This is a genomic window from Pseudomonas brassicacearum subsp. brassicacearum (assembly GCF_008801605.1).
Classification (GTDB): domain Bacteria; phylum Pseudomonadota; class Gammaproteobacteria; order Pseudomonadales; family Pseudomonadaceae; genus Aquipseudomonas; species Aquipseudomonas brassicacearum.
Genome location: NZ_VZPJ01000018.1, coordinates 56,329 through 72,697, shown reverse-complemented (window position 1 = coordinate 72,697; position 16,369 = coordinate 56,329). Strand labels below are relative to the sequence as shown.

Genomic DNA, 16,369 nt, shown 5'->3' with positions numbered 1-16,369 from the left:
GCGATGGCGGCGTGACAGGCACTACATTTTCGACTGACACTGCGCCATAGCTCCCACAAAAAAGACGACGCCGGCCATGTACCCCTCGCTCACCGCCTTCGCCCCCTGCGACCTCGACACCCTGCTGCGCAGCCTGCAACCCATCGCTCCTCTGCTGGACACCCTCGCGGACGTGGTGTTTTTCATCAAGGACAAACAGGCCCGCTACGCCTTCGTCAACCAGACCCTGGCCCGCCGCTGCGGTTTCAAACACAGCGGCGACCTGCTCGGCCTCACCGCCGAACAGGTATTCCCCGAGCGCTTCGGCCCGCTGTACACCGAACAGGACCGCCGGGTGCTGGCCAGCGGGCGGGAGTTGGCCGACCAGCTCGAACTGCATTTGTATTACGGCAACCAGCCCGTCTGGTGCCTGACCCACAAGCTCGCCCTGCACGATCCAAACGGCCAGGTCGTCGGCCTGGCCGGCATTTCCCGCGACCTGCAACTGCCGCAATCGAGCCATCCGGCGTTCCACAAACTGGCGGCGGTGGATGCCCATATCAAGCAGCACTTCGCCCGCCCCATCAGCCTTGCCGAGCTGACCGCCATTGCCGAATTGTCGGTGGCGCAACTGGAGCGGCACTGCAAACGCATCTTCCAGCTCACGCCGCGGCAGATGATTCACAAGGCACGGTTGGAAGAAGCCTCGCGGCTGTTACTCGACAAAGACTTGCCGATCACCGAGATCGCCCTGCGCTGCGGTTACACCGACCACAGCGCCTTCAGCCGCCAGTTTCGGGCCCTGACCAGCCTTTCGCCGAGCCAGTATCGCGAAAATCAGCGCTGATTCTTGTTCCCTGATGGGGCGTCGAGCCCCGTGATTGCTCCCATCTGTAACACCCCGCCCCAGCACCGCCTCCTCGCCCTGCTTGTTAACGCCCGGCATGAAAGCCTCTAGATCAGCCCTCCAGTGACATTACTGCGCCTCAACCAGAAACGGGCACGCCGATTGCTTATCTGATATCGTATACGAAATCCTCAATACGATATCTCACCGCATTTATTCGACAGCGAGGCATTTATGAAAAACCCTGCATTGGCCGTAGCCCTCAGCGTTGTCCTCACCCCGCTTTTCATCGCCCCCGCCCACGCCGACAAGCTCGATGACATCATCGGCTCCGGCAAGCTGCGTTGCGCCGTGACCCTGGACTTCCCACCCATGGGCTTTCGCGATGAAAGCAACAAGCCGGCGGGATTCGACGTGGACTATTGCAACGATCTGGCGAAGGTTCTCGGTGTAGATGCCGAAGTGGTGGAAACCCCATTCTCCGACCGAATCCCCGCGCTGCTGTCGGGCCGCGCCGATGTCATCGTCGCCTCCACCTCCGACACCTTGGAGCGGGCCAAGACCGTGGGCCTGACCGTGCCCTACTTCGCCTTCCAGATGGTCGTGCTGACCCGCGACAACACCGGCATCACCAGCTACGCCGACCTCAAGGGCAAGGCCCTGGGCAACACCAGCAGCACCTACGAAGCCATCGCCCTGGAGAAGGACCAGAAAAGTTGGGGCAGCGGCAGCTTCCGCGCCTACCAGTCGCAGAACGACACCTTGCTGGCAATCGCCCAGGGGCACATCGACGCCACCGTGGTGACCAACACCGTGGCCGCCGCGACCATCAAGTCGGGCAAGTACAAGTGCCTGAAGATTGCCGGTGACGCGCCCTACGTCATCGACTACGTGTCCCTCGGCGCCAAGCGCAGCGAATACGGCCTGCTCAACTACCTCAACCTGTTCGTCAACCAGCAGGTGCGCACGGGTCGCTACAAGGAACTGTTCGTCAAATGGGTCGGCACTGACATTCCGCCGGCCAACCTGACCGTTCCCCAGGTCTATTACTGAGGATCGGCGCATGCCAAGCACGCCTGTCCGTGTGAAAGGCCGCAGCCTGGTGGAGGGTGCCGCCCAGGGCGCCCTGCTGTTCGCCGACGTGGGGCTGAGTTTCTGGGGCGGGGTCGATCCAGCCAGCGGCGAGGTCATCGACCGCCACCATCCCTTGAGTGGCCAGCGCCTGGCCGGGCGCGTGCTGGCGATCCCCAGCGGACGCGGTTCCTGCACCGGCAGCAGCGTCTTGATGGAGCTGATCAGCAACGGCCACGCGCCCGCGGCCCTGGTGCTCGCCGAAGCCGATGAAATCCTGACCCTGGGCGTGCTGGTGGCGCAGGTGATTTTCCAACGCTCGCTGCCGGTGGTGTGCGTGGGGCATGAGGCCTTCAATGGACTGCGCGGCCAGGGTTTCGTGCGCCTGGAAGGCGACATCCTGACACTGTCTGGCCGGCCGCCAAACGACGGCTGGCAAGGTTCTGACCCAGCGCCGCAGCCGCCCACATCCTCAACCCTGGAATTGAGCGAACAGGACCGGGCGTTGCTCGACGGCGCTCACGGCAAGGCTGCCCAAGTGGCGATGCAAATCGTGCTGCGCATGGCGCAGATCCAGGGCGCCACGCAACTGCTGGACGTGACCCAGGCCCATATCGACGGCTGCATCTACACCGGCCCGGCCAGCCTGCGCTTTGCCGAACAACTGGTGCAGTGGGGGGCGAAGGTTCGCGTCCCCACCACCCTCAATTCCATTTCCGTGGACCAGCGACGCTGGCGGGAACTGGGCGTCGATCCGGCCCTGGGCGAACCGGCCAGTGCCTTGGGCGATGCCTACATGGCGATGGGCGCGCAACTGAGTTTCACCTGCGCCCCCTACCTGCTGGACACCGCGCCAAAGGCCGGCGAACAAATCGTCTGGGCCGAATCCAACGCGGTGGTCTACGCCAACAGCGTGCTGGGGGCGCGCACGCAGAAGTACCCGGACTTCCTCGATATCTGCATCGCCCTGTGCGGGCGGGCACCGTTGACCGGCTGCCACCTCGACGACCGGCGCAAGGCCCAACTGATCGTCGACGTACCGGCGCTGGGCCACGTGGACGACAGTTTCTACCCGCTGCTGGGCTATCACATCGGCAGCCTGGCGGGCCGGCGCATCCCGCTGATACGTGGGCTGGAACACGCCGCCCCCACCCTGGACGACCTCAAGGCCTTCGGCGCCGCGTTCGCCACCACCAGCGCCGCGCCGTTGTTCCACATCGCCGGGGTAACGCCGGAAGCCCTCGACCCTGCCGATGTCCTGGAGAACGACGTCACCTTGCCGCAGGAAAGCGTCGATGCCGCCGGCCTGCTTGCCAGTTGGCGCGAGCTCAACAGCGCCCGGGACAACTGGGTGGACGTGGTGTCCCTGGGTAACCCGCATTTCTCCCTCAGCGAATTCGCTGCCCTCGCGACCTTGTGCACGGGCCGGGTCAAGCATCCGTATGTGGTGCTGGCGATCACCTGCGGCCGGACAGTGCTGGAGCAGGCCCGCAAAGCCGGGTACCTGGCCGCCATCGAGACCTTCGGCGCGGTGCTGGTGACCGACACCTGCTGGTGCATGTTGGGCGAACCGGTGATTCCGCCCCACGCCACCACGCTGATGACCAACTCCGGTAAATACGCCCACTACGCACCCGGCCTGGTCGGGCGTGGGGTGCACTTTGCCGCCCTCGCCGAATGCGTCGAGGCCGCCTGCACCGCCTCGACCCGCGGCCAGCCGCCGGCATGGCTGCAACCCACCGCCCGCACGGGGAGCCCGACTCATGTTTGACTACAGCTTCCAATGGCGCCCGGCCTTGCGCGCCCTGCCCGACATGCTCGCCGGGGCCTGGGTGACGTTCGAGACCGCCGCGCTGTCGATGATTTTCGGTGTGCTGATCGCCCTGGTGCTGACGGTGATGCGCCAGGCCCCGAATCGCTTGCTGCGGGGCGTGGGCAATGGCTGGGTGTCCATCGCCCGCAACACGCCCTCGCTGTTCCAGATCTACATCCTCTACTTCGGCCTCGGCTCCCTCGGACTGCACGTCAGTTCCTGGCTGGCCTTGCTGGCCGGGATCACCTTCAACAACGCCGGCTACCTGGCGGAAAACTTTCGCGGCGGCCTCAAGGCCGTGCCCAGTACGCAAATGCGCGCCGCCCGCTCCTTGGGGATGAGCGCCTTCCAGGCGTACCGGATGATCATCGTCCCGCAACTGTTGCGCATTGTGTTCTACCCGTTGACCAACCAGATGGTCTGGGCGGTGCTGATGACGTCCCTGGGGGTGGTGGTCGGCCTGAACAACGACCTCACCGGTGTCACCCAGGAATACAACGTCAAGACCTTCCGCACCTTCGAATACTTCGCCCTCGCGGCGGTGCTGTATTACCTGATCGCCAAGCTGATCGTCGGGCTGGCCCGACTGTTGTCCTGGCGGTTGTTTCGTTATTGAGGAGCGTGGGTCATGTTTTCTACAAGCCTCAGCGTCAACGACCTGCTGTATTTGCTCGAGGGGGCCTGGGTCACGCTGCAACTGACCGTCTGGTCGATCCTTTTGGGCACCCTGGCCGGGTTGCTGTTCGGTCTGCTGCGGGCGTTGTTGCCCCGGGCCAGCCTGCCGTTGGCCTGGTTGCTGGACGTGTTCCGCAGCGTGCCGCTGCTGATCCAGTTCGTGCTGTTCAACTCGCTCAAGAGCATCGCCGGCCTGAACCTCAGCGCCTTCGCCGTCGGTTGCATCGTCCTCGGGGTCTATGCCGCGGCTTACTTCACCGAAATCGTCCGCGGTGGCGTGCTGGCGGTGCCGTTGAGCACCCGCCGGGCCAGTCGGTCACTGGGCCTGAGCTATGTGCAGGACCTGCGGTTCATCGTCCTGCCGATTGCCACCCGGGTGGCCTTTCCCGGCTGGCTGAACCTGGTGCTGGGCGTGATGAAAGACACCGCCCTGGTGATGTGGATCGGCATCGTCGAATTGCTGCGGGCATCGCAAACCATCGTCACGCGCATTCAGGAACCCCTGCTGGTGCTGTGCATCGCGGGCCTCATTTACTACGTCATGAGCCTGGTGGTCGCCCGCCTCGGCGCACGCCTGGAAAGAAGGTGGCAGGAAAATGATTGAGATCGAAAACGTACACAAATCCTTCGGTGACCTGGAAGTGGTCAAGGGTGTGAGCCTGACCGTGGACAAGGGCGAAGTGGTGTCGATCATCGGCGGTTCCGGCTCCGGCAAGTCGACCTTGCTGATGTGCATCAACGGCCTGGAACCGATCCAGAAAGGCAGCATCCGCGTGGACGGCATCGAGGTCCATGACCGGACCACCGACCTCAATCGCCTGCGGCAGAAGATCGGCATCGTGTTCCAGCAATGGAACGCCTTCCCCCACCTGACCGTGCTGGAAAACGTGATGCTCGCGCCGCGCAAGGTGTTGGGCAAAAGCAGGCAGGACGCCGAAGCACTGGCGGTGCAACAGCTTGAACATGTGGGCCTGGGGGACAAGCTCAAGGCCTTCCCCGGCAAGCTTTCCGGCGGCCAGCAGCAGCGCATGGCCATCGCCCGGGCGCTGGCGATGTCGCCGGACTACATGCTCTTCGACGAAGCCACCTCGGCCCTGGACCCGCAACTGGTGGGCGAAGTGCTGGACACCATGCGCATGCTCGCCGAAGACGGCATGACCATGGTGCTGGTGACCCACGAGATCCGCTTCGCCCGGGACGTGTCCGACCGCGTGGCGTTCTTTTGCAATGGCCGGGTCCATGAAATCGGGCCGCCGGACCAGGTGATTGGCAATCCGGTGCAGCCGGAGACGGCGGCTTTTCTCAAGTCGGTGAAATAGCCGATGGCCCCTTCGCGAGCAAGCTCGCTCCCACACTGTTTCGTGTGCACCACAAAACCCTTTGTGGGAGCAAGGCTTGCCCGCGATGAGGCCCGACCAGACACACAAGGATTTGACTCATGCGCTCATCAAAAATCATCCATGTCGTCAGCTGCCACGCCGAAGGCGAAGTCGGCGATGTGATCGTCGGCGGCGTCGCCCCTCCACCCGGTGCCACGGTGTGGGAACAGTCACGCTGGATCGCCCAGGACCAGACCCTTCGCAACTTTGTCCTCAACGAGCCCCGCGGCGGTGTGTTCCGCCACGTCAACCTGCTGGTGCCAGCCAAGGACCCACGGGCGCAAATGGCCTGGATCATCATGGAACCGGCCGACACCCCGCCGATGTCCGGCTCCAACTCGCTGTGCGTCGCCACCGTGCTGCTGGACAGCGGCATCCTGCCAATGACCGAGCCCCAGACCCGCCTGGTGCTCGAAGCGCCGGGTGGCCTGATCGAAGCGGTGGCCGACTGCCGCGACGGCAAGGTGCAACGGGTCGAGATCAAGAACGTGCCCTCCTTCGCCGACCGCCTCGATGCCTGGATCGAAGTCGAGGGCCTGGGCTCGTTGCAGGTGGACACGGCGTATGGCGGCGACAGCTTTGTCATCGTCGACGCCCAGCGCCTGGGCTTTGCCATCCGCCCTGACGAAGCCGCCGAACTGGTGGCCGTGGGTTTGAAGATCACCCGCGCCGCCAACGAACAACTGGGCTTCGTACATCCGTTGAACCCCGACTGGTCGCACATCTCGTTCTGCCAGATCGCCGCGCCCATCGTCCAGGAAAACGGCATCGCCACCGGCGCCAATGCCGTGGTGATCCAGCCCGGCAAGATCGACCGCTCGCCCACCGGCACCGGCTGCTCGGCACGCATGGCGGTGCTGCACGCCAAGGGCTTGATGCAGGTCGGCGAGCGTTTTATCGGCCGCTCGATCATCGGCTCCGAATTCCACTGCCGCATCGACTCACTGACCGACGTGGCCGGACGCCCGGCGATTTATCCGGGCATCGCCGGACGGGCGTGGATCACCGGGACGCATCAGCTGTTGCTCGACCCGGCCGATCCGTGGCCCGAGGGCTACCGGCTTTCGGATACCTGGCCGGGTGCATGACTTTTTTGAACTGGCTTCGCCCCCCCTGTGGGAGCAAGGCTTGCCCGCGATGAAGTTGACGCGGTCTTCCGTGAAACCGAGGCGCCTGCATCGCGAGCAAGCTTTGCTCCCACAGGGGATTTGTTGTGAATTCACTTTTACCTGTGTATACGAAATACCATAACCGGAGACAACCCATGAGCAAACGCATCAACTGGAGCGGCGTCTTCCCTGCCGTCACCACCCAATTCAACGACGACTTTTCCATCAACCTGGAAAAAACCCACCAAGTGATTTCCAACGTCATTCGTGACGGTGTTTCCGGCCTGGTGGTCTGCGGGTCGGTGGGGGAAAACACGTCCTTGAGCGCCGAGGAAAAAATCGCCGTGACCGAAGTCGCGGTAGACGCCTCCCGTGGCCGCGTGCCGGTGATCTGCGGCGTGGCCGAATTCACCAGCGTGCAAGCCGCCAAGGTTGCCAACGCGGTGCGCAAGGTTGGCGTCGACGGGGTGATGCTGATGCCGGCGCTGGTCTATGGCTCCAAGCCGTTCGAGACCGCCGAGCATTTCCGCTACGTGGCCCGGCATGCCGACGTGCCGCTGATGGTCTACAACAACCCGCCGATCTACAAGAATGACGTGACACCGGACATCCTGATTTCCCTGGCCGATTGCGACAACGTGGTGTGTTTCAAGGATTCCTCCGGTGACACCCGGCGCTTTATCGACGTGCGCAACGAAGTCGGCGACCGTTTTGTGTTGTTCGCAGGCCTTGATGACGTGGTGCTGGAAAGCCTCGCCGTGGGGGCCGAAGGTTGGGTCTCGGGCATGTCCAACGTGTTCCCGCAGGAAGGCGAGACCATTTTCCGCCTGGCCCGCGCCGGGCGCTTCGCCGAAGCGATGCCGATCTACGAATGGCTGATGCCGATCCTGCACCTGGACGCCCGCGCCGACCTGGTGCAATGCATCAAGCTGTGCGAAGCCATCGCCGGCCGCGGCAGCGCCCTCACCCGCCCACCGCGCCTGGCCCTGCCGGAAGCGGACCGGGTGTATGTGGAGCAGATCATGGCCAAGGCCCTGGCGAATCGGCCGGTGTTGCCGGATGTGGGGCTTTGACCACAAGGCATGACGCTAACCGGCGGTGATTGTGCCGCCGCTATCGCGAGCAAGCTCGCTCCCACAGGGCCGAAGGTGCAAGGAGGTTTGCAGCCCATACAAAATCCCTTGTGGGAGCGAGCTTGCTCGCGATAGCGGTCTGCCTGAGCCGGCTATGCTGGATGTGCCGACTAAATCGCGAGCAAGCTCGCTCCCACAAAGTCTTGACGAGGCTTCCCATGAATTATTTCCTGGCCCAGGCCCTGAACAACCGATGGGCCAACCACAGGCTACTCGACGCCTGCGCGCAGTTGAGCGAGGCTGAATACGAAGCGCCGCGCACGGGGTTCTTCCCGTCCATACAAGCCACGCTTTGCCACATCCTGGAAGTGGACCGCTATTACCTCACTGCCCTGGAAGGCGACCGCGATGGGCAGATAAAGGACTTTTCCGAGACCCTGGCCTTTGCCCAACTGAAGCAAAGCCAAACCCAGACCGACCAGCGGCTGGTGGCGTTCTGCGAAACCCTGCGGGAGAAAGACCTCGCCCGCTGCGTGGAGCTGGTACGTGTCGACGGTGTGGTGCGCGAGCGCATCGACCGGCTGCTGTTGCACCTGTTCGAACATCAGATCCATCACCGCGGCCAGGTGCATTCTATGCTCAGTGGCACCGGCATCAAGCCACCGCAGCTCGATGAATTCTTCCTCGATTGCGACCGTACGTTTCGGCAAGACGAAGAGCAGCAACTGCAATTCAACGAAACGACCGTCTGGCAAGACTATCGGCCGGACTGAACGTCGCCCCGGGCCGAAAAAATGCGATGGCCGCTGCCGGCCATCGCCAAATCGCCCACGTCAGGCGCTCTCAGATCCGTGCGGGAGACACGATGATTTTCACGTTGTGCTCCTTGTTATTGACCAACTCCTCGAAGCCCTGGCCGACAATCTGCTCCAGCTGGATGCGACCCGTGACCAGTGGCGAAATGTCCAAGCGCCCATCGGCGATGAAGGCAATCACATCGGCGAATTCGCCGTTGTAGGCCAGCGCGCCGAGCACCTGTTTTTCGGTGGAGACCAGTTCGAAGAAATTGAATTGGCTGGGTTCCTCGAAGATACCCACCAACACGCATTTGCCGGCCTTGCGGATCAGGTCGATGGCCAGTTTCGCGGTGTGCTTGTTGCCGATGCATTCGAAACTGACATCGGCCCCCAGGCCACCGGTCAGGCGGCGGACTTCAGCCAGGGCGTCGCATTCGTTCGGATCGATCACATGGCTGGCCCCTACTTCCAGGGCCTTGGCCTTGCGCGCACCGGACATTTCCAGGGCGATCACCTGAGCCGCGCCGGCGGCCTTGGCGCACATGATGGTGCACAGGCCGATGGTGCCGGCACCGACCACCACCACGTTCTGGCCCAGCAGGCTGCCGGCCTTTTTCACCGCATGCATGCCCACCGCCAACGGCTCGATCAACGCACCGGCCTCGGCCGGGAAATCGGCGGGCAGTTTATAGAGCAGGTTGGCCGGTACGTTGACCAGTTCGGCGAACGCACCGTTGTTCATCAGCCCGGTGAAGGCCAGGTTCTCGCAAATGTTGTAGAGCCCGTGGGTGCAGTAATAGCAGGTGCCGCAGTGCTGACAGGCGTCCGCCGCCACCGGTTCACCGACACTGAAGCCTTCGACGCCGGCACCCAGTTCGACGATCTCGCCGCAGAACTCATGGCCGAGGATGCACTGGCCCTTGATACCGGTCAGCGGGTGTGGGGCGTCCACCGGGATGAACACCGGCCCGGCCACGTACTCATGCAGGTCGGAGCCGCAAATGCCGCACCATTGCACGCGGATCTGCACCCAACCGGCGGGCGGCGAAACCGGCAGTGGCACGTCTTCGACGCGGATGTCGTTGCGGCCATGCCAGACGGCGGCGCGCATGCTGCGGGTCGGCTTGATTGAAACGTTCATGACGTTGCCTCCAGAATTTTGTAGGGACGACGACGCATGTCGCCGTCCACTTGATCAGTGCTGCTCGATGAAGCCGAGGATCAGCCGGTTGACCTGCTCGGCCGCTTCCATTTGCACCATGTGGCCCTGGCCGGACAGCACCTCCACCTGGGCTCTCAGCCCCTCGCTATGGACCGCCGGAATGATTGCGTCATCGCTGCCCCAGATCACCAGGCTCGGTACGTCGCCGGCCTGCACCACTTCGCGCAAGTCCATCTGTTGGCGGCCGTCGGCGAACAGCGTCGCTGACAGTTGCTGCAGCGCCGCGTCCACGCCCTCCAGGCGCTTGTACTTGAGCATGTCGTCGAGCATCTGGCGGTTGACCAGTTCGGCATTGGAAAACAGTTGCACCAGTTGCGGCTTGAGGGCGTTGCGGTTGGCCGCTTCGACAAAACCTTGCAGGTAGCTGCCGTTGATCTCCGCGCCCAGCCCGGCGCTGCCGATCAAGGTCAGCGACCGGACTCGCTGGGGCATCAGGCGTGCGGCGTTAAGCGACACCGCCCCACCCATGGAATGCCCCACCAGATGCGCGGCGTTGATGTCCAGGTGATCGAGCAAGGCCAGCACCACGCCGCTCAATTCGTCCAGATCGCCGCGTTGCAGGGTTTTCGAAGATTCGCCGTGGCCCGGCAGGTCCAGCGCAATGACCCGACGCCCGGCCGCCAACGCCTCGTGGTTGAACAGCCAGTTGTTCAGGTCGCCGCCGAAACCATGCACCAGCAACATCGGCGTACCGCCCTCGCCCCGCTCGAAATAGCGGATCACCCGGCCGTCCAACTCGACTTTCTGCGGTTTCGGTCCACTGTCTTCGTCGGCCGCATCGCCGGGCACAAAGGTCGATTGGAACTGCTCGATGACCGCATCGATCTCGGTCTCGCTGGCATCGCCGTCGACCACGATGCCTAGCAAGGCGCCGACCGCCAGGGTTTCGTCCTGGCGGGCGATCTGGCGGCGCAGGATTCCGGAAAACGGTGCCTCGACGCTGCTGGAGATCTTGTCGGTCTCCACGTCCATCACTTCATCGCCCTTGGTGATGGCCTGGCCCTCCTCCTTGAGCCAGGCATCGACCCGGCCCTCGGTCATCGACAGGCCCCACTTGGGCATGGTCAGGGTATGAATCTGGCTCATCAGCGCTTGCTCCACTCGATCACGTTGAGCACGGCTTGTTCGATCTTCGCCGCGTCAGGGATGTACAGGTCTTCCAGCGAATCGGAGAACGGCACCGGAGTGTGCGGCGCGGTGACCATTTCAATCGGCGCCTTGAGCGCGCCAAAGGCTTTTTGCGCCACCAGCGCCGAAATATCGGTGGCCATGGAACAGCGTGGGTTGGCCTCATCGATCACCACCAGGCGCCCGGTCTTCTCGACACTTTCCAGGATGCTGTCCTCGTCCAATGGGCTGGTGGTGCGCAGGTCGATGACTTCGCAGTCGATGCCACGCCCGGCCAGGCTGCGCGCCGCGTCCATCGCGGTGTTGACGGTGCGCCCGTAGGACACGAGGGTCACGTCCTTGCCGTCACGCAGGAAGTTGGCCTCGCCAAAGGGAATGGTGTAGAGCTCTTCCGGCACCTCGCCCTGCATGCTGTAGAGCAACTTGTGCTCGCAGAAGATCACCGGGTCGTTGTCGCGGATCGCCTGGATCAGCAGGCCCTTGGCGTCGTAAGGCGATGACGGGCACACTACTTTGAGTCCCGGAATGTGCGTCCACAACGACGTGAGCATCTGCGAATGCTGGGCGGCGGCGCGCAGGCCGGCGCCGACCATGGTGCGGATCACCAGGGGCGTGGAGGCCTTGCCGCCGAACATGTAGCGAAACTTCGCCGCCTGGTTGAGGATCTGGTCCAGGCAGCACCCGGCAAAGTCGACGAACATCAGTTCGCACACCGGGCGCACGCCGCAGGTGGCGGCCCCGACCGCCGCGCCGACGTAACCGATTTCCGACAGCGGCGTGTCCAGCACGCGTCCGGGGAACTGGGCGTAAAGCCCCTTGGTAACGCCGAGCACACCGCCCCAGGCGTCGTTTTCACCGGGTGCGCCAGCACCACCGGCCACGTCCTCACCCATGATGAAGACGCTGGGGTCGCGGCGCATTTCCTGGGCCAGGGCCTCGTTGATTGCCTGCTGATAGCTGATTTTTCTCGCCATGATGGGATTCTCTATTGTTGTTATTCAGGGGGGCGTTCAGGGATAGCTGACGTAGACGTCGGTCAGCAGGTCCGCCGCGGTGGGCTTGGGATCGGATTTGGCCTTGTTCACGGCGTTTTCAATCAGCATGTCCACCTCCTTGTCGATCTGGTCCAACTGCTCGACGGTGAGCAAGCCGGCTCGGGTGGTGCGCTCGCGGAACTGCATCAGGCAGTCCTGGTTCTCGCGAAAATGCTTGACCTCGTCGGGCGCCCGATAGGTCTGGGCGTCGCCCTCGAAGTGACCGTAGTAGCGCGTCAGCTTGACCTCGATCAGCGACGGCCCTTCCCCGGCACGGGCGCGTTCGACGGCGGCCCCGGCGGCCTCATGCACGGCAAAGAAGTCAAAGCCATCCACCGTCACCCCGGGCATGCCGAACCCGGCCGCACGGTCGGCGATGTGATCGCAGGCCACCGACCAATTGGAGGCGGTGGCTTCGGCGTAGCCATTGTTTTCGGCGATGAACAGGCACGGCAGGTTCCACACCGAGGCCATGTTCATGGCTTCGAACACCGCGCCCTCGTTGGAGCCGCCGTCGCCGAAAAACACCACGGCAACGCTGTCGGTGCCCTTGAGCCGGGCCGCCAGTGCGGCGCCCACCACCAGCGGCGCGCCGGCACCGACAATGCCATTGGCACCGAGCATGCCCTTCTCGAAATCGGCGATGTGCATCGAACCGCCCTTGCCTTGGCAGACGCCGGTTTTCTTGCCATAGATCTCGGCCATCATCCCGTAGACGTCCACGCCCTTGGCGATGCAATGGCCGTGACCACGGTGGTTGGACGCGATGCAATCGTCATCGCCCAGGTGGGCCATGACACCGGCGGCCGAGGCTTCTTCGCCGGCATACAGGTGGACGAAACCGGGAATCTCGCCAGTAGCGAACTCCACGTGCAGGCGCTCTTCGAAGGCGCGGATGGTGCGCATCACCTGGTAGGCGTGCAGCAGTTGATCGTGGGTGAGCGGTGTCGACATTTTTATTCTCCTGGGGTGTCTTCTTGAAGATTCAGAGGGTGTTGCGGGTGTTCGCGGCCGATGGCCAGCAAACGGTGTTGCGCGGCGTAGGCCAGCACCGCATTGACGTCGATGCTCAGCGGGCCGCCTGCATCGAGGGTGACCGTGGGCCGGTCCCGCGCGTTGAATTCGATTTCCCGTTCGCCATCCAGGGCCAGGGTGCCGCTGGAGAGCGACAGGCCGTGGGCGATTCCAGGTTCCAGGGGCCCGGCAGCGAGCACGCCACAGCCTTGCAGCAGCCCTGGCGCAAGCGGCACCAGCAGCGCTTCGGGGGATTGCGGGTCCAGGCGCATCCAGGCACCACCCGGTGCCTGGCGTGACACCGGAAACCACAAGCCGCACAGCGCCGACAGGCCAATGGATTGCGGTTCGGCGAAAGTCACGAAGACTTCGGCCAGGTCCTGTGCGCGACTGATCGCCCGGGCGCCGACAAACCGCAGCGGCGACACGGCGACGTCCACCAGGGCGACTTCGCGCAAGCCACGTCCGGCATCACAGACCAACAAGCGCTTGTTGCGGCGCAAGCCGATCGAATCCGGGATTCGGCCACTGGCGTACAACCCTCCGGCCAAGCCGGCACTGGTGGCCTCGCGCAGTTCGGGAAAGGCGTTGTTGGTGCCGGTGGACAGGGTCAGCAACGGGATGTCCCCCACTTCGGCGGCCACCGCCTTGTGGGTGCCGTCGCCGCCAAGCACGGCGATCAGCGCCACCTCGCGCTCGGCCATCAGGCGTGCGGCCCGGCGGGTGTCTTCGACGGTCTGGCGCAGGGTCAGGTCGAGAAACTCCAGGGCCGGCCAGTGGCTGCTGCGGGCCTGGCGGCTGTGGCTGTTCTTCAGCACGGCGGCGGCCATGCCAATCATGTCGGTGGGCATCAACACCTGTTCGATGCCGGTGGCACCGAAAGCGGCTAGCAGGCGCTGGATCACCGAGACCTTGTCAGTGCTGGAAAACAACCCGGCATTGGCGGTCAGGCGCCGCACGTCACGGCCCGATGCAGGGTTGGCGATGATGCCCACGGTCAATGGCCGGCGACTCATGACACCACCGTGGAGGGGGCAGGCACACGGCCTGGGCAGGAAACCATAGACACCTCGTTGTTATTATTGGATGACCCGTCGAGCGGGCCCCAGAGGTAGAGCAAGGGCGGTGCCAGTTGTAAAAAAAACCTGCTAAAAGCCCGGGCCAGAGCGGCCCCCATGGGATTTTCGATGAAGCGAACCGAGCCCCGGTGAGACGCCCCATGTCAGCCTGCACGAGGTTTCGGCGAGACTCTGAGACGTGGCGTCTCACACCGCCCGAAGAACCCGTCGAGCTTGTCTGCACCCGGCGAACGGCGCTTAATGTGCGCACAACGATAAGAAGCTGAATCGGAGGCCTCTATGCTTTCCGCTCACTCCCGGGCGCACGTGGATTGCGTCAGCCGCGTGGTGAAAAACGCGAACCAATTGCCACAACTGCCCGTCCCGGACCTGATCCTCGACTCCTGGCGCCGGTCCATGGAGCAACATCACCTGGACCCCGGTTCGCTGCAGGGCCCGCGCATCCTGTCCCAGGACGTGCTCAAGCAATGCCGTGAACGCTCCGAGCTGTTCCTCAATATCGCCAGCGAAGAAGTGGCTCGCCTCCATGGCCGGGTCCGCGATGCCGACTACTGCGTGCTACTGACCGATGCCCAGGGCCAGACCATCGACTACCGGGTGGAAACCACGATTCGCAATGACTGCCGCAAGGCCGGGCTGTACCTGGGCACCTGTTGGTCGGAGGGCGAGGAAGGCACCTGCGGCGTGGCGGCGGTGCTCACGGCCAAGGCCCCGGTGACGGTGCACAAGCGCGACCATTTCCGGGCGGCGTTCATTGGCCTGACCTGCTCCGCCGCGCCGGTCTTCGATCCCCAGGGCGAATTGCTCGGGGTGCTGGACGTCTCGGCGGTGCGCTCGCCGGATGATCGGCGCTCGCAGCACCTGATCCGGCAAATGGTGGTGCAGAGCGCCCGGGAGATCGAACAGGCGTTTTTCATGAGCAGCGCCCAGGGTTACTGGGTGCTGCGGGCCCATCGCAACGCCGGCTACGTCGACAGCCAGCCGGACTTCCTGTTCGCCTGGGACGACGACGGTTGCCTGCAAGCCTTGAACCCGGCCGCCCGCCAGTACCTGCTGCAACATTACGGGCAGTTGCCGCAACACATCGGCCAGGTGTTCGACCAGCAGTTGCTGCACCGTGCCCGGGACGAAAGCCTCTGCTCGCTCGACCACGCCATGCACGGGCGCTTGAGCGCGCCGCGCCAGCGGGCCAGTTCACGTTCGCGGGTGGCGATGACCCCGTTGGAGATCGATCCACGCCTGGCCGACAGCCTGCGCCTGGCGGTGCGGGTGAAAGATCGCAACCTGCCGGTGCTGATCCAGGGCGAAACCGGTTCCGGCAAGGAAGTGTTCGCCCGTCAGTTGCACCAGGCCAGCCAGCGCCGTGATCGCCCTTTCGTGGCGTTGAATTGCGCCGCTATTCCGGAAAGCCTGATCGAGAGCGAACTGTTCGGCTACGTCGCCGGCGCCTTCACCGGCGCCTCGGCCAAGGGCATGCAGGGCCTGTTGCAACAGGCCGATGGCGGCACCTTGTTCCTGGATGAAATCGGCGACATGCCGCTGGCCTTGCAGACCCGCCTGCTACGCGTATTGGCCGAGGGTGAAGTGGCGCCGCTGGGCGCGTCCCGTCGCAAGGCCGTGGACATCCAGGTGATCTGCGCCACCCACCGCGACCTGGAGACCCTGGTGGCCGCCGGCGAGTTTCGCGAGGATTTGTATTTCCGCCTGGGTGGCGCGCGCTTCCAACTGCCCCCGTTGCGCGAACGCAGCGATCGGCTGGCGTTGATCAATCGAATTCTTGCCGAGGAGTCGACGCTGTGCGGGGCAACAGTGCAATTGAGCAGCGCGGCCCTGGAATGCCTGCTCGGCTATCACTGGCCGGGCAATGTGCGCCAGCTGCGCCATGTGCTGCGTTATGCGTGCGCGGTGTGCGAAGCCAGCGTGGTCCAGCTCAGCCACCTGCCCGAGTCAATGCACCGCGTGGACGTCACCGACCACGGACCGGAACCGAGCGCCAGCCCGGAACGCCAGGCACTGCTCGATGCCTTGGTGCGCCACCGCTGGAAACCCACCGCCGCCGCCCGGGCCCTGGGCATTTCCCGGGCGACCCTGTATCGACGGGTAAACCTGCATGGCATCGAAATGCCAGGCCGCAGCCCGGCCTGAGGGC

The 16,369-nt window shown here is 64.1% G+C and carries 15 protein-coding genes; 10 read left to right on the top strand and 5 right to left on the bottom strand.

What is annotated here, in order from left to right; translation table 11 throughout:
- Positions 1–76 precede the first annotated feature (76 nt).
- The 9 genes from F7R20_RS28025 (at position 77) to F7R20_RS27985 (ending at position 8,719) form a co-directional block, all read left to right on the top strand.
- A complete protein-coding gene (locus tag F7R20_RS28025) occupies positions 77–826 on the top strand; it encodes an AraC family transcriptional regulator (protein WP_003202553.1) in 750 nt (249 codons plus the stop codon).
- A 234-nt stretch (positions 827–1,060) separates the two neighbouring features.
- Complete coding sequence (locus F7R20_RS28020; protein WP_003202555.1) at positions 1,061–1,879, top strand: ABC transporter substrate-binding protein; 819 nt, start codon at positions 1,061–1,063, stop codon at positions 1,877–1,879.
- 10 nt (positions 1,880–1,889) lie between these two features.
- Complete coding sequence (lhpI, locus tag F7R20_RS28015; RefSeq protein ID WP_003202557.1) at positions 1,890–3,668, top strand: cis-3-hydroxy-L-proline dehydratase; 1,779 nt, start codon at positions 1,890–1,892, stop codon at positions 3,666–3,668.
- Positions 3,661–4,326 carry an amino acid ABC transporter permease gene (locus tag F7R20_RS28010; protein WP_013693525.1) on the top strand — a complete coding sequence of 222 codons (666 nt, stop codon included), beginning with the start codon at positions 3,661–3,663 and terminating at the stop codon, positions 4,324–4,326. Before lhpI ends, F7R20_RS28010 begins: the two co-directional genes overlap by 8 nt.
- A gap of 12 nt (positions 4,327–4,338) precedes the next feature.
- Positions 4,339–4,989, top strand: coding sequence for an amino acid ABC transporter permease (locus tag F7R20_RS28005; RefSeq protein WP_003202560.1), 651 nt, complete (start codon positions 4,339–4,341; stop codon positions 4,987–4,989).
- Entirely contained in the window at positions 4,982–5,704 is a 723-nt protein-coding gene (locus F7R20_RS28000) for an amino acid ABC transporter ATP-binding protein (protein ID WP_003202562.1), read from the top strand. The genes F7R20_RS28005 and F7R20_RS28000 overlap by 8 nt, the downstream gene beginning before the upstream one ends.
- A 119-nt stretch (positions 5,705–5,823) precedes the next feature.
- On the top strand, positions 5,824–6,852 hold the full coding sequence (locus F7R20_RS27995; protein WP_081352562.1) for a trans-3-hydroxy-L-proline dehydratase: 1,029 nt from the start codon (positions 5,824–5,826) through the stop codon (positions 6,850–6,852).
- A gap of 176 nt (positions 6,853–7,028) precedes the next feature.
- Positions 7,029–7,946 (top strand): dihydrodipicolinate synthase family protein, encoded by a 918-nt coding sequence (locus tag F7R20_RS27990; protein WP_003202565.1) that lies wholly within the window; start codon positions 7,029–7,031, stop codon positions 7,944–7,946.
- A gap of 218 nt (positions 7,947–8,164) precedes the next feature.
- A complete protein-coding gene (locus F7R20_RS27985; protein WP_003202568.1) occupies positions 8,165–8,719 on the top strand; it encodes a DinB family protein in 555 nt (184 codons plus the stop codon).
- A gap of 70 nt (positions 8,720–8,789) precedes the next feature.
- On the opposite strand, the gene F7R20_RS27980 is transcribed toward F7R20_RS27985, so the two are convergent.
- From F7R20_RS27980 to F7R20_RS27960, 5 genes are all read right to left on the bottom strand, one after another.
- Complete coding sequence (locus tag F7R20_RS27980; RefSeq protein WP_003202570.1) at positions 8,790–9,854, bottom strand: 2,3-butanediol dehydrogenase; 1,065 nt, start codon at positions 9,852–9,854, stop codon at positions 8,790–8,792.
- 84 nt (positions 9,855–9,938) lie between these two features.
- Positions 9,939–11,051 (bottom strand): acetoin dehydrogenase dihydrolipoyllysine-residue acetyltransferase subunit, encoded by a 1,113-nt coding sequence (locus F7R20_RS27975; protein ID WP_003202573.1) that lies wholly within the window; start codon positions 11,049–11,051, stop codon positions 9,939–9,941.
- Positions 11,051–12,067 carry an alpha-ketoacid dehydrogenase subunit beta gene (locus F7R20_RS27970; RefSeq protein WP_003202574.1) on the bottom strand — a complete coding sequence of 339 codons (1,017 nt, stop codon included), beginning with the start codon at positions 12,065–12,067 and terminating at the stop codon, positions 11,051–11,053. Before F7R20_RS27970 ends, F7R20_RS27975 begins: the two co-directional genes overlap by 1 nt.
- A 36-nt stretch (positions 12,068–12,103) precedes the next feature.
- Positions 12,104–13,081 (bottom strand): thiamine pyrophosphate-dependent dehydrogenase E1 component subunit alpha, encoded by a 978-nt coding sequence (locus tag F7R20_RS27965; RefSeq protein WP_003202577.1) that lies wholly within the window; start codon positions 13,079–13,081, stop codon positions 12,104–12,106.
- Positions 13,082–13,083: 2 nt separating this feature from the next.
- Complete coding sequence (locus tag F7R20_RS27960; protein ID WP_003202578.1) at positions 13,084–14,157, bottom strand: ATP-NAD kinase family protein; 1,074 nt, start codon at positions 14,155–14,157, stop codon at positions 13,084–13,086.
- 342 nt (positions 14,158–14,499) lie between these two features.
- Between F7R20_RS27960 and F7R20_RS27955 the strand changes: the two genes are divergently transcribed.
- Positions 14,500–16,365 (top strand): sigma-54-dependent Fis family transcriptional regulator, encoded by a 1,866-nt coding sequence (locus F7R20_RS27955; RefSeq protein ID WP_003202580.1) that lies wholly within the window; start codon positions 14,500–14,502, stop codon positions 16,363–16,365.
- The last annotated feature ends 4 nt before the right edge of the window (positions 16,366–16,369 follow it).

Bases quoted from the DNA above. Each gene is read 5' to 3' on its own strand.
- F7R20_RS28025 (WP_003202553.1), top strand. From the start codon at position 77: ATGTACCCCTCGCTCACCGCCTTCGCCCCCTGCGACCTCGACACCCTG.
- F7R20_RS28020 (WP_003202555.1), top strand. From the start codon at position 1,061: ATGAAAAACCCTGCATTGGCCGTAGCCCTCAGCGTTGTCCTCACCCCG.
- lhpI (WP_003202557.1), top strand. From the start codon at position 1,890: ATGCCAAGCACGCCTGTCCGTGTGAAAGGCCGCAGCCTGGTGGAGGGT.
- F7R20_RS28010 (WP_013693525.1), top strand. From the start codon at position 3,661: ATGTTTGACTACAGCTTCCAATGGCGCCCGGCCTTGCGCGCCCTGCCC.
- F7R20_RS28005 (WP_003202560.1), top strand. From the start codon at position 4,339: ATGTTTTCTACAAGCCTCAGCGTCAACGACCTGCTGTATTTGCTCGAG.
- F7R20_RS28000 (WP_003202562.1), top strand. From the start codon at position 4,982: ATGATTGAGATCGAAAACGTACACAAATCCTTCGGTGACCTGGAAGTG.
- F7R20_RS27995 (WP_081352562.1), top strand. From the start codon at position 5,824: ATGCGCTCATCAAAAATCATCCATGTCGTCAGCTGCCACGCCGAAGGC.
- F7R20_RS27990 (WP_003202565.1), top strand. From the start codon at position 7,029: ATGAGCAAACGCATCAACTGGAGCGGCGTCTTCCCTGCCGTCACCACC.
- F7R20_RS27985 (WP_003202568.1), top strand. From the start codon at position 8,165: ATGAATTATTTCCTGGCCCAGGCCCTGAACAACCGATGGGCCAACCAC.
- F7R20_RS27980 (WP_003202570.1), bottom strand. From the start codon at position 9,854: ATGCGCGCCGCCGTCTGGCATGGCCGCAACGACATCCGCGTCGAAGAC.
- F7R20_RS27975 (WP_003202573.1), bottom strand. From the start codon at position 11,051: ATGAGCCAGATTCATACCCTGACCATGCCCAAGTGGGGCCTGTCGATG.
- F7R20_RS27970 (WP_003202574.1), bottom strand. From the start codon at position 12,067: ATGGCGAGAAAAATCAGCTATCAGCAGGCAATCAACGAGGCCCTGGCC.
- F7R20_RS27965 (WP_003202577.1), bottom strand. From the start codon at position 13,081: ATGTCGACACCGCTCACCCACGATCAACTGCTGCACGCCTACCAGGTG.
- F7R20_RS27960 (WP_003202578.1), bottom strand. From the start codon at position 14,157: ATGAGTCGCCGGCCATTGACCGTGGGCATCATCGCCAACCCTGCATCG.
- F7R20_RS27955 (WP_003202580.1), top strand. From the start codon at position 14,500: ATGCTTTCCGCTCACTCCCGGGCGCACGTGGATTGCGTCAGCCGCGTG.